This is a genomic window from Pedobacter sp. SYP-B3415, assembly GCF_004138205.1.
GTDB lineage: Bacteria > Bacteroidota > Bacteroidia > Sphingobacteriales > Sphingobacteriaceae > Pedobacter.
The window spans coordinates 326,691-339,007 of record NZ_RXNQ01000032.1; the positions used below are offsets into that span (position 1 = coordinate 326,691).

The window sequence follows — 12,317 nt, forward strand, 5'->3', positions numbered from 1 at the left end:
CCATTTCAACGGCCTCACCAGCCTGTAAATGGCCGCTGTTAGTTGCCCCCGAGCTGGTATATATTTTCAATAATCTCACTGTTTTTGAATTGATCGTTTTCCCAGTTTATCAGAAAAGTACCACCCCAGACTTTCTTAGGTTCGCGCAGGATCGGACCGATCTGCTGTTTCATAAAATCAAAATGCAGGAGCGGTAAGGCTTTATTTGCCTCTACCCAGTGGTATTCTGTGTTTTTATCGGCCGGTTGACTAATCTTGCCGCTCAGGTACGTGGCGGTATAGTAGGTCCGGAACGAAACCTCAGGATGATCAGGCAGTCCTCTGAACTTATGCGTATATAATCCTGACAAGTTGATGTTACTGATGCGCACCCCAATGGCTTTGGCAAGACTATCCAGCGCTTCCCTTATACCCTGAGGTTTCTCAGACCGGAGCGCAGGCATATGCCAGCCAAGCTTGTTTTTCATCATTAATATTTGTTTATGGCTATTCAAAACCATTAAATATTGGACGGTATAATTATCCTTTGCTTTAGCCGGCACCACATTGTTTTGCCCCATGCAATCATTTGAAATTAAGGCGCTGTAAAATAAAAATAAGGTCCAGAAGGATTTCATAGGATGTTTACTTTATCATGATGCGGCGCGGTAATCAGGCCGATATACGTGCAATTTAAGTGTTTGCTGGAATTTTCGGTTCCATGATAACTTATTTTGGATCGTAACCACTGCGTGTGAGAAAGTCTTGAGGATCGGTTATACCAATAATTTCCTTCAAAGCGGCGCTCTTATCTGTATGCTTTGCGTAATAAGTTTTGGCTATGCGGTAGCCGATGTAATACCCCAGGTCTGATGGCCGGCCTTTTATGGTGGTGGCATTGTAAAGCCAGTATTCCGTTTTTTTGGAGCACATCGTCTGCTTAAATTCCTGCCATAGGTTTTTCTCATTGGCATTTCCGTATTCATGATTTTTTGTATAGGAATCCCCTGAAATCAGTTCGCCGACAAAATCGGCAACACCCTCCCGAAGGCTCTGGGCAAGTAAGGGGCAGCTGTCGCCGGATGAGCTAACTGGCGGCTGTTGCGTATGAACGCATTCATGAGCGATCAGACTAATGACCTTTTGGGTCAGATCTCCCTGAAACGCAAGCCTTTCCTTAAAAGCTCCGGGAGGAAATTCCGAAAGATCAGCATTGATGGTGGAAGCGGCTAATTCAGTGCCGACCAGCACAAAGCGATTCGAAACTGTTCCTCCTGTATTGAGAATACCCATGGCAAAGCAAACTTTCAGTGGTTTGAATGCGGGGTAGCGTTTCGCGAACCGGGCAAAGACGTTATTTACCGCCAGTTCCCACTGCTTCACAAGGGTCGTATTATTGCGGATGCTCGATAAAAACTTTGGATAACGGGCAGCCATACGTGCATATTTTTCAGCCGTCAGGTCTCTGACGCGAATAAAATCGCGTAATCCGTCTGTCGCCTTGTCCAGATATTCCTCCTGGAACGAGCGGCAGCTGTCTGCAAAGTTCCTGCATACTTTCAAACGGTCGAAGGCAATCCAGAAGTGGTCAATGTCCCGCGTTAATACAACTTTTTGATTTTCCTTCACAAGCGATTGCCTGATCATCTTCCTGCGCTCAATTTCCCTGGGTGGCAGGCTGTCGATTAACAGACTAAATCTGCCGGACTCGGGGTTTTCCGGATGTTTAAAGCGGTTCATCCGGAAAGTATATGTTCCGCTTTGCGTGGCATCAAAATCAAATCTTTCAATGTCGTCTATGTCTTCGGGTGCATCGCTCCGAACGAGCATCCTTCCGGAAGGATCGCTGAGCTGGTAATAGATACCGATGCCCAGTTGCCGGACTGTGAATTTATAGACCCCGCCTTGCCTGAAGTTGAGCGCATAACGCAGGGTGTCATCCTTCCTTAATTCTTTAACAATGGTATCTCCGATGTTTGTTTTTTGGATAACCTGAGCTTTTGCGCTACATATCAGCAGCAAAGCCATGCAGCCGGCAATGAGTCTTTTCATGTGTGATTTTTCAACAAAGAAAGCGTATGAGGTCAGGACCTGATACGCTCAGATGTGTGAAATCATGATTTCGGACTTGTCTGGCAGATAAGCTGAAGGCGGTTTTCCCGTTTGCTGCTTAAATACCTGCTGGAAAGTGGATCGGCTGCTGAAACCTGCGTCCGTCGCAATACCGGCGAGTGTTTTATGAGGCTCAAGCGGGATTAAGCGAATAACTTCGGCAACCCGGTATCCATTTACAAAATCATTAAAGTTGCAGTTTCGATACTGGTTAACCAGGTAAGATATATACTTGGCAGGCAAATTTAAGCTGTTTCCGACTTGCGTCAGGGTTAGTCGCGGTTGTTTAAAAATCCGGTCATTTTTGAACAGGTTGGTCAGGCGTACCAGTTCTGTTTCATCATTAAAATTTGAGAATTCTGCAGAGCGTTTCTGTAATGAGGGTGGCGGGCTTTCAAGAAAGCCAGGTTTAAAGTAGGCGACATAGGCCAGCACGAATAACATAGCAACGGTTAGCGTTTGAAACACCACATGAAGGTTGATGCGAAGTACGCTTTCCATAAACCAGATGGCAGATAACAGCCAGAAAACGATCAGTACCGTTATGATCTTTAAATTTTGTGAGTTCAGTCTCTGCCGCTCATCGGTAACCCGGAGAAGCCACTTATTGGTATACCACACCAATACAGAAATGGTGAGTAAAAGTGGCAGCCAGTCTATCAGGGCCACCCATAGGTACGATTGTCCCGGCGACAAAAATCTGCCCCTTGACAAATATGCCACCGACGAAATAAGAACATCAACCAGAGCTGGTATGAAATACCACAGTTGCGACATATTGAATTTGAAGGCTGGGTTCTCGTGATGCCGGAAAAACAGCCAGAGGGCCGGCGGGATAATCAGATATGATCTTATAAGCCAGTAAGGGAAAGTATCGGGATGATTGTTGAATCCCGTTGTTCCACCCCATGAAAAAAGCATTTCTATAGAGAGAACCAGTACAAGTATGCCGAGGTAAACCAGTGGCGGCCTGTTATGAATCCTTTTAGACAGTAAGCCTGTTGCAATCAGAAATCCCTGTATAGCTGCAGTCAGGACAATAGTTGCATTCATGTCTCAAAATTAAACTTTTTGCTCATTTTAATTCAGGAGAACCCGTTAACAATAAGGCTGATACTCTCCCGGCCTTCGTTACGACTGTTCTTCCTGCTGAACAATCAATACCTCGGGCAGCTGCCGAATCAAGCCATTTTTTCAAGCTCAGTGTTTTATGTTGCATCTATTAAGTGAAAGGTGATATTCTTAAATAGTTGACAGGAAGCGGGCGGTCGATCGCAGCATGCAAACAATGTCACTTTAATAACGCCTGCAGCGCTTTTTTTGAATCTTCGTTTTTAGGGTTGATGACCAGCGACTTTCTGTACATAGCAATAGCATCGCACTTTTTACCGGCACCGGCCAATGCTTCCCCATAGCTATTGTAGACATTATCACTCTGGGGAAACAGCAGGCAGTTGATTTTTAATGTCTCAAGTCCCTGTGTTTGTTGTTTGTCGGCGAGGAAAGCGTACCCTAAATTATTCATGTCATTCTCGTTGAGGTTATAATTCGCGGTATCGGCTTTCAGCGTTTGTAATACGGCCATCGCGTGATCGGCGCCGCCTTCCATCATCGCCCTGCCATAGATCCGGCTAAGGTTTTTTTTTGTTTGATACTAACTTCTGACTGTTTAAAACCCGTAGCGCGTTCAATGCGGTTTTATACAACCCTTCGCTGCCGGTGTTATCCAACATAACAACCATCTGTCTGCTGTTGATATTGCGTAGCAAAATGGTCACAGCGCCCTGCATGCCACCCGCATGCCAAATGGTCTCCCCCTTAGATTCGTCGCTGAAGATGAACCAACCCAGGCCATCAAGTGCCTGACCCATGCCACCGATATTCATCCAGACCAGGTTGTCTGCGCCGTTTTTTAGCTTATCAGGTGTAAACGCTATTTTCAGCGTTTGTTGTTTAAGTAGTGTCTCATCATAGAGTGCCTGATCAAGCTTGTACAGATCACCGGTTGTACTGACCATATTGCTGTGGCCCGATGCGGCTTCAGTATAATCCGGTTTATCGAGGTCTACCCGGATTTTTGCAGGGGCATACCTGGACTCGTAATCGTAATTGTTTGCTGTGGTTGCGCTGGTTATACCCGGCCTTTTGAGATAGGTGTCTTGTAACTTCGCGGGTTTAAAAAAAAACCTGTCCAGGTAAGCGTCAAAAGGCATTTTGGAAATATGTGCCACGAGCGTTGCCAACAGCTCGTATCCGAGGTTACAGTACCACCATTTTTCGCCGGGAGATAATTTTAGTTTCACATTGGCGGACGCCATGATTGCCACCAGGTCGTTGTTATCGGTCTTCGTCCCGTTGTATTTTCGAAGGCAGTGAAAGCAGCAGCCAGATCCTGATCGGAAAGACCTGAGGTGTGAGACAGTAACTGACGGATCGTGATTTCCTGATAAGGAAATTTAGGTATGTACGTCCTGAAGGTTTCATCAAGCCTCAGTTTCCCTTGCTCATATAGCTGCAGAACTGCAATGGCAGTAAATACCTTAGAAAGAGAGGCAAGCTGGAAACCGGTATTGACATTATTCAGCTTTTTTCGTTCCAGATCGGCATAACCAAAAGATTTCCTGTAAAGAATCTTTCCTTGCTGCGCCACCAGCACGTTCCCGTTAAACATATCTTTAGCAGCAACTGATTTGAACAGGCTATCTAATCGCGCTGACGTTCCCTGGGCATAACTGACTGCCGGGAGAAGTAAACAAAGCAGGATGAGCACCTTCCGGTTTTTGGTTTCCATACAAGCAAACATACAGCGTGCAGGAATGAAAAAATAGAACAAAATTAGCCGTTCAGATCCCCTCAAAATACTTGGGCAACATACCGGTAGTAGCTTTAAAACAACGGCTAAAATGGCTTTGATCGGCAAACCCACAGGCATGTGCGATCTCTGAAAGCGAATGATTGCCCGAACGGATCATTGTAAAAGCATGCTGTGCCTTCAGTTTACGCATGTAAACACCTAAAGTGCACTCGAAGAAACGATGAAAATATTTTGAAATTGTAACCGGGTGTACATCAGCTTCAGCAGCCAGATCGCATAACGAAGGCCAGCTGTCCCAACGGTCGTTCAGCAGGTCGCGCAGACGTAACAGCCAATCAGGAATATTGCGCTTAGCCACCTCAGTGACAGCGCCAAGAAGCAACAGGTGGACACCGGCGGTCGAAGTATCCTCTTGAAAAAGAACTTCGTTAAATAAGCTCATTATTTCCAGCGAACTGAGCTGGCCGTTCCTGATTGCGGTGTCAATTTGCTGCTCCGTAAGTTGGTAATCTGCGAAAAAGCCAGGGTCTATTTCGAGGTTAAGATTACGTGACGGTACTATCGTATGGTCGTTCCGGTGCACTTCCCCGCTGTGGTAAAAGACAACCTGACCGGTAATCAGGGCCCGGTCCGAATTTTTTCGTATCTCCCGGTTGCCGCCATTCAGTACCAGGGTAAGGTGCGCGCGCTCGTGCATATGCCAGCCATTAAACACCTTTTCATGATAGGTCGTATCAATAAAATTCAGTTTGTCGTAATGGAGGCTCCTCCTGTTTTTACCTAAATATTGTCCTTCTTCAAGGCTAAGCAACTCTGTCATCAGATTTAAGATTAAAGATAAGTCTTCAATGCTTTTTCACAAGCCGGACGGACCGTCTTTTTATCCGCAAAGGCACTCATTAGTGCCGAAATGCAAGATTCATGTCATTCTATCTAAACTTAGTTCTTTAGCGACGCGCGGTGTGTAACTGAACGTACTGTCAGGTACATATAAACGGGTATTTTCGCTGGGTATGCGGAGATTCCAGTCGGTCCAGGTGGAAGCTGATCTATGCATCTGGCTCTCAGGTATGTGTTGTGCAGGCCCGCCTGGATAACCTGCCATTCATCGCTGGTAGAAGATCAGATCATGCCTGCGTTTTATCTCTCATGCTGGTGATGGAACAATACAGGAGGCTCATCCTCAAATACCAAGTTTTGATTTAAAGAGGACGAACGCTTCAGGGATGACTTTTTGCTTTTCTTTTTGCGTTTACCCCACCAAATTAAAAAACCGGTTATGGGTAATGATGCACAAACTAAACTGGCTGCAAAAGCGAGCAGTTGTGTGCCAAACCCATAGATCTTACCTGTATGAATGTCTTTATTTGAGTTGCGCCACTTCAAGCCCAGGGGTTTTGTGCTGTGCATCAGTTGATCAAACTGCTTACCGGTGCGCATGTCAAAATAAAAATAGCTCATGTTACGCCAGCCGTCGCTGCGGTTCTTATGATATACAAAAGCCATTAGCGTTGGCTCTTCCTTTTCAGGCAGGTTAAGCCCAATGGTGACATAATTATAGTTGATCTCTTTTTGTATCCGGGCTAAAACATGATCTAGTGTGTTATTGCCGTTAATGGCATCAGAATCAATTGTAGCCGGCGCTTTGCGTATTAGTTCAATCTTGCCAGGTGAGCCAAAGATGCGGTATATACCGGCTTCCCACCATCTGAATGACCATACCAGACCTGTTATAGCAATGAGCATAGCGATCGGCAGTACGTAAAAACCAAGGCTGTTATGCAGGTCGTAATTTACACGTTTCCACCGGGCACCCCATTTAACCGCCAGACTTTTTTTAAGCTGCTTCAAATTTTTTGGCAGCCATAGTATAAAGCCGGTGATCATCATGAGCAAAAACAGCAAGATACAAGAGCCGATAACAACACTGCCTACCGGTTTAATAAGCAGCAGTTGCCGGTGCAGCTGTTCAACAACATTAAAAAACTCGTATCTGACATCAATAACACCAAGCACTTCGCCCGTGTATTGGTTCATGTACAGATCATCCCTGTACCTGAACTGGCTGAAATAATTCCACCATTGGATGTTTTCTTTTTTATTGGTTTTTGATGCCGAAAAGATATAGCTGCGGTCTGCTTCATTTATGCGGATATCGGTAACGGGCTTTTTTAGGCCCAGCTTATTTTTTGCAATCACTAACAACTCAGAAACCGGCCTTGCCGGGCCGGTTTGCTTCACCCTGACGAGATCGCGGTGAAATGTATTAAAGAGTTCTTCTTCAAACACGAGGATACACCCTGTTACTGATACGATGACGACAACGATGCCCGTAACCAGGCCTACCCATAAATGCAGCCATGCGGCTGCCGCTTTAACGCGTTTCCAGATCATTTCGTCAACTTGTTAAAAATCGTAGGTTAATGTTAGCAGATAATTCGCGGGCGCGCCCGGAAACAGCCTGATGTAGTCATATCCGCCTACCCAGTATTTTTTGCCGGTGATGTTATTGGCATTAACCTGCAATTGGACTTTGTTCACACGGTAGTAAGCAGCAGCATTTATCAGCAGGTACGCCGGTATCGTCTGCGTGAAGTTGAGAGACAGATTGCGCTTGTCGACATAGTTTGAGCCAACTGCCAGGCCAAATCCATTCAGCGGACCGCGTGCGAAGTTATACCGTGTCCAGACGTTTGCAGTGTTTTTTGGAGCATTTGGTTTCTGCAGGCCAAGTTCGCCCGGTACAAGACTCTCAACAATCCTGGCATCGTTGTACGCGTATGACGCCAGTATGCTCCAGTTCGGCAATATCCGTCCTGTGATATCAAACTCCACACCACGTGCCCGCTCTTTACCGATCTGCCTCAGCAGGTCGGGGTTGCTGGCATCATTCGCATTATACAGCGTATTATTTTGTTCAATCTGATAAACAGAGGTTGTGATGCTCAATCTGTCATCGAACCAGCTGCTTTTTGCGCCAAACTCAATCATCTCGCTGGTAACCGGATCGAACGGACCACCTGCGTTCGGGTTAGCCAGGTTAGCAGCGGTCTGCGGATTGTAACCCATTACATATGTTCCATATACGTTGATATTTTTTGTAGCGGTATAAACTAAGCCGAAACGTGGCAGCCATGCACCCGAGTGGGTTTTCTGCTCCGTAGAAGTTGCATAATTTAAAAAATCGGTATAGTATTCATAACGTACGCCCAGCAGCGCCTGCAAACGGCCAATCTTAATCTGATCCTGCACATAACCCGCGTTCAGGTAATAATAGGTCGGTGCCAGGCTGGTAGGGGCAAAAAAGGCCTTGCTGTCATCCTGCATACGCTGTGAATTGGTGGGATTGGTTAGATCAAAAGAAGGGATGTTGGGTATAGGATTGCCCCGCGAATCACGAAGGTACCGTAAGCTATCTTTAGCCACATAGTTGGCGATTGTGCCTGTATTCGCTGCATTTCTGTACCCTGATGCGGTCAGCTGCGATGCACCCGGGGGCATTTTTTCGCTGCCGTAATCATATCCCGCAACAATCCGGTGTTCAAAAGGTCCGGTTTTAACATTGTAATTAAGGTAACCGCTCAGGTTATCAATATAACGTTTGCGCTTGCGCTGAAATACCTGCATGGCAACAAGATTGGGTATATCGCTGCCTGACTTGGCCTTTGCATAGGCATTTGCGCTGCGGTGCTCATATAAATCTTCCTGGTAACCGGTTTTCGAGTAAGCTGCGTTGAAGTTTAAATTATCGCTGAACTTATGGTTTAAAGATAACGTGACAATATAAGTTTGCTCGTTCAGAAAGTCGTTCGCGGTACTCAAAGCAAGCGACTGTGGGGTTGAGTGAAGGTCATTGCCAATTACAGATTGGCCTCTGTCCAGCCTTGAGCGCGAATTGTTATACACCATATCAAAGTTGATGCTCGTGTTTTCAGAGGCGATAAAAGTAAGCGAGGGTGCAACCACGACGTTTTTGTCAAACTGCAGGTCGCGGAACGAACCTGCATCTTCATAACCCAGGTTAACGCGATAAAGCAATGAGCTGTCTTTGTTAGCCGGGCCGGTAAAGTCAGCCAAACCACGCAGGGTATTGAAGCTGCCCAGTGACATGCTGATCTGGCGGCGGGTTTCATTCAGCGGCTTTTTGGTTACACGGTTAACTACACCGCCCGGGCTGGCATTGCCATACAGCGCTGATGAAGGACCTTTAAGTACCTCAACACGCTCGAGGTAATTGGTAAGCGGCTGTTTCCAAAAGCCTGTACTGGTACGCAAACCATTAACCAGCTGCGTATTGCTCTGGCCGTTTACACGAAAACCGCGAATGGTGAGGTCATCATAAAAGGTAAATTGATTGACACCGCTAAAGTTTTTAACCACGTCGCCGGTACGTACAACACCCTGGTCGGCCATCAACTCCTTGCTGGCATACGATACAGACTGGGTTAGATCTTTGATGTCTGTCTCCGTTTTGTTGCCAATAAAGGTTGACCTGGTTTTATAGGTTTTTTCTTTGCGACCAGTTATTTCAACCTGTTGCAGTGATGAATTATCGGTTGATAACGAGATGTTTTGCCTGACGCTGACGCCTGCGGAGATGGTAGTCCTTGCTGAAACGGGGGCGTAGCCGATAAAGCTTACGCGCAGAATATAGGTGCCGGGTGAGAGGTTGATGCTGTACCGGCCTCTTGTGTCGGTAGCAACGTTTAGCGATGTACCTTCGATTGCGACGGTGGCACCCGGCAGCGGGTCGCCTTTTTCATCGACTACTACGCCACTTATGGTTTGCATGGTTTGTGCCTGAGCGGTCGTGCATATAGATAGGCTGACAAGGAAGAAGAAAAATAAGAAATGTTTGATCATGTGAATATTGAGCGTACTAAAGGTAAATAAGCGCTGCAAATGTATATTGTTATTTAGATTAAATCCAAATAAAATTGAATATAGCGGAAGTTAGTTCCCTGATTGGTTGTAGGAAGATTCCATTCTTTGAACAAAAGCATGAGCAAGATACTCAGCGCATCCATAAAATGTCAGGTATTTGATAAACGAGCGCCTTTTAAAATGCAGCACGGAAGGCTACAAAATGACGGTCATTAAGCATAGGGTTGAAAACTTTAAAAGGAGAAACAGACAAGTATTTTTATAACGGCAAGAAGCCGCTAGAGGAGCTGGGAGCATATAATTATGGGGGAGGATCTAATCCGGTGATTGGGAGCTGGAATCTATTGGATCCGATGGCGGAGAACATATCAATGCACCCCCATATAAGCACGTTCTTAATAATCTTATCAATTCAATTGATCCAAATGGTATGAGAGTCGAAGAAGGACCTCATCATATAGCTTCAACGTTTGTAGATGGTAGTGGAAGAGTAATCAAACATGTAGATGATGGCGACCCGTCAATTTGTTCCTAACCTGTCTAAATGGGATGGAAGGAAGGATGGCTTAAAGATATTTAGATATGAGAAGCCCAGTGTGAATTACAATGAGATGATTGGTCAAACTATCCAACGTAGATAACCAATAATATTTGATCCAAGGAAATATCCGTACAAACTTCCTTTTTCACCCGATTATCAATTGAATCGTTAGTTAACCTGCTGAGATCTTATGAAGACTAAAGAATTTTTTTCCTGGTAGTATAGTGAGAATCGGCGATAAAATCCAACAACAAAAGGGTCGAAGAAGTTGGGACGAAAAAGCATTCAAAGAACGGTTGAGAGGCCATATGCTACAAGTCAAGCTACTAATAAAGCTAATGGTAATCCATCAACGGAATATTTTAATAGAGATGGCAGCTACGTTGTGAAGGATAATAAAACTGGGGATATAATTCAAGTAAGCAATTGGAACGATCCGAATTGGGTACCAGATAATACTATAGCAAATCCATTCATTCCAACAAAAAGATGATATTAAATAAAATTGAAAAATTGTTTGAAAAGAAAGCCTTAAATCGCTATGGCCTTCTTTTACTTAAGGATAATCAGGCGGCGGAGTTTATTGATGAGTGCGAAAAACAAGGTGTGAACATCTTAGGTATTGATGTTTTTCAAATTATCGGAGATAACATCCAACCTTTAATGGATCTGGGAATCGATTTCACAAACTGTGAGCATGAGTATTCAAGATCGGATAGATATAATATGGGACGGAATAAGATAAACAACAGAGATAATATTTATTATGAAATAGTAACAGAACTTTAAATTGTTGAGGCTGTAAGATAAACTGCGTCATAGTTGGAACACTTAACTTAGACGCGGTATATAAAATGACAATGAAAAAAGTATATCTAATATTTTTTCTCCTTCTGGGAGAAGCTTGTGGAAATCCCGAAGCCTCGTTTAAGGAATTGGTTGTAAAGGACAACTTGTTTTATAAAGATTCACTGACAGTTTATTCCGGATATGTTTTTTCAGAATTTGATAATGGAGACATATCAAGCAAAATCCCTATAAAAAATGGTATTCCAGATGGAAAATGGGTTGCTTATGGATATGATGGGGAAATAGTTCAAAGCGGAACCTTCAAACCGATAATTACGGGCTTAGTAACCCTAGCAGACTTAAAACAAGTTTCACGAATAAACATTTGTGATACAAATGAATTGAAAGAGCATTTTATTGACATCTTCATCGTTTGTAAAGCTTTAAAAAAGAATGTTGACAAGACTAACGACAAAAGATTTCGAGATTCGCTGATACTTTTATTGAAGAAACGAAAGATAGCTTTGGATTTCAATAAAATTAATAAAATCACTGCTGTAAATATCGAAACTTAATAGGTTAAAATAAATAACGTGCTAGCTTGTACATTCCGTCATTTGGCGCCTAATTTCCTAATGAGGTTTGCCAGAGATAGTATATAAGCTAGAGTTTTTTTAGCATCTCAAATTCTCTGTTTCGGCAACCAGCAGCCTTTCATATAGGTTGACTATTTCTCAATCGTATTGAACGTAGGTTGATAATTCAGAGAAGGTAAAAACATAGCGCACTAACAAAGGACGATGCTGTCGAATGCGAGGCGCAAACTGATGAGAGAAGAGATTGAGGCAGCCGACAGCAATAACATATCTTTAAATATTTTTCTTGGCCGGATCATCCCGGTGAGAGCTGAAAGGATATTATGATTTGAAAGACCATGTAGGAGCGTGGCCGGATGCAGGAGACAAATGTTAAACACCGGTAACCAAAGCCCGAAGAAATTCAACAGATAATCGTTTCAAAACTATCGGATAGCTGCTCATCAAGCACACATTTGTTTGTCCCTATGCCGCGAGGGTGTTTCCTGAACTGTGTCAATAGTGTAACTTTAAACTATCGACATAAACAATGGCAACACAAGAAGACTTTGACTTTGAAAGCTTCAAAAAGGAAGCTATAGCAGGCTTATATGCCGGCAAA

At 44.3% G+C, this 12,317-nt stretch carries 12 protein-coding genes; 3 read left to right on the forward strand and 9 right to left on the reverse strand.

Annotated elements, in window-relative coordinates; translation table 11 throughout:
- Nucleotides 1–38: 38 nt before the first annotated feature.
- From EJV45_RS13335 to EJV45_RS13375, 9 genes are all read right to left on the reverse strand, one after another.
- Nucleotides 39–470, reverse strand: coding sequence for an NUDIX hydrolase (locus EJV45_RS13335; RefSeq protein ID WP_129716173.1), 432 nt, complete (start codon nt 468–470; stop codon nt 39–41).
- Nucleotides 471–708: 238 nt separating this feature from the next.
- Nucleotides 709–2,031, reverse strand: a complete 1,323-nt coding sequence (locus EJV45_RS13340) for a DUF2268 domain-containing putative Zn-dependent protease (RefSeq protein WP_129716174.1) — start codon at nt 2,029–2,031, stop codon at nt 709–711.
- 48 nt (nt 2,032–2,079) lie between these two features.
- Entirely contained in the window at nt 2,080–3,144 is a 1,065-nt protein-coding gene (locus EJV45_RS13345) for a helix-turn-helix domain-containing protein (RefSeq protein WP_129716175.1), read from the reverse strand.
- A 238-nt stretch (nt 3,145–3,382) separates the two neighbouring features.
- On the reverse strand, nt 3,383–3,703 hold the full coding sequence (locus EJV45_RS13350; RefSeq protein WP_129716176.1) for a hypothetical protein: 321 nt from the start codon (nt 3,701–3,703) through the stop codon (nt 3,383–3,385).
- A gap of 19 nt (nt 3,704–3,722) precedes the next feature.
- Nucleotides 3,723–4,394 carry a serine hydrolase domain-containing protein gene (locus EJV45_RS13355; protein ID WP_205942383.1) on the reverse strand — a complete coding sequence of 224 codons (672 nt, stop codon included), beginning with the start codon at nt 4,392–4,394 and terminating at the stop codon, nt 3,723–3,725.
- Entirely contained in the window at nt 4,391–4,882 is a 492-nt protein-coding gene (locus tag EJV45_RS19770) for a serine hydrolase domain-containing protein (RefSeq protein ID WP_165305060.1), read from the reverse strand. Before EJV45_RS19770 ends, EJV45_RS13355 begins: the two co-directional genes overlap by 4 nt.
- Before the next feature lie 52 nt (nt 4,883–4,934).
- Nucleotides 4,935–5,726 (reverse strand): helix-turn-helix transcriptional regulator, encoded by a 792-nt coding sequence (locus tag EJV45_RS13365; RefSeq protein ID WP_129716179.1) that lies wholly within the window; start codon nt 5,724–5,726, stop codon nt 4,935–4,937.
- 320 nt (nt 5,727–6,046) lie between these two features.
- Entirely contained in the window at nt 6,047–7,300 is a 1,254-nt protein-coding gene (locus tag EJV45_RS13370; RefSeq protein WP_129716180.1) for a PepSY domain-containing protein, read from the reverse strand.
- A 12-nt stretch (nt 7,301–7,312) separates the two neighbouring features.
- Complete coding sequence (locus tag EJV45_RS13375; RefSeq protein WP_205942384.1) at nt 7,313–9,697, reverse strand: TonB-dependent receptor; 2,385 nt, start codon at nt 9,695–9,697, stop codon at nt 7,313–7,315.
- A 902-nt stretch (nt 9,698–10,599) separates the two neighbouring features.
- Here EJV45_RS13375 and EJV45_RS19775 point away from each other — a divergent pair.
- From EJV45_RS19775 to EJV45_RS13390, 3 genes are all read left to right on the forward strand, one after another.
- On the forward strand, nt 10,600–10,824 hold the full coding sequence (locus EJV45_RS19775) for a colicin E5-related ribonuclease (RefSeq protein ID WP_129716182.1): 225 nt from the start codon (nt 10,600–10,602) through the stop codon (nt 10,822–10,824).
- Complete coding sequence (locus tag EJV45_RS13385) at nt 10,821–11,120, forward strand: hypothetical protein (RefSeq protein WP_129716183.1); 300 nt, start codon at nt 10,821–10,823, stop codon at nt 11,118–11,120. The genes EJV45_RS19775 and EJV45_RS13385 overlap by 4 nt, the downstream gene beginning before the upstream one ends.
- Before the next feature lie 71 nt (nt 11,121–11,191).
- Nucleotides 11,192–11,695 (forward strand): hypothetical protein, encoded by a 504-nt coding sequence (locus EJV45_RS13390; protein WP_129716184.1) that lies wholly within the window; start codon nt 11,192–11,194, stop codon nt 11,693–11,695.
- Nucleotides 11,696–12,317: the final 622 nt, after the last annotated feature.

Bases quoted from the DNA above. Each gene is read 5' to 3' on its own strand.
- EJV45_RS13335 (WP_129716173.1), bottom strand. From the start codon at position 470: ATGATGAAAAACAAGCTTGGCTGGCATATGCCTGCGCTCCGGTCTGAG.
- EJV45_RS13340 (WP_129716174.1), bottom strand. From the start codon at position 2,031: ATGAAAAGACTCATTGCCGGCTGCATGGCTTTGCTGCTGATATGTAGC.
- EJV45_RS13345 (WP_129716175.1), bottom strand. From the start codon at position 3,144: ATGAATGCAACTATTGTCCTGACTGCAGCTATACAGGGATTTCTGATT.
- EJV45_RS13350 (WP_129716176.1), bottom strand. From the start codon at position 3,703: ATGATGGAAGGCGGCGCCGATCACGCGATGGCCGTATTACAAACGCTG.
- EJV45_RS19770 (WP_165305060.1), bottom strand. From the start codon at position 4,882: ATGGAAACCAAAAACCGGAAGGTGCTCATCCTGCTTTGTTTACTTCTC.
- EJV45_RS13365 (WP_129716179.1), bottom strand. From the start codon at position 5,726: ATGACAGAGTTGCTTAGCCTTGAAGAAGGACAATATTTAGGTAAAAAC.
- EJV45_RS13370 (WP_129716180.1), bottom strand. From the start codon at position 7,300: ATGATCTGGAAACGCGTTAAAGCGGCAGCCGCATGGCTGCATTTATGG.
- EJV45_RS13375 (WP_205942384.1), bottom strand. From the start codon at position 9,697: ATGCAAACCATAAGTGGCGTAGTAGTCGATGAAAAAGGCGACCCGCTG.
- EJV45_RS13385 (WP_129716183.1), top strand. From the start codon at position 10,821: ATGATATTAAATAAAATTGAAAAATTGTTTGAAAAGAAAGCCTTAAAT.
- EJV45_RS13390 (WP_129716184.1), top strand. From the start codon at position 11,192: ATGAAAAAAGTATATCTAATATTTTTTCTCCTTCTGGGAGAAGCTTGT.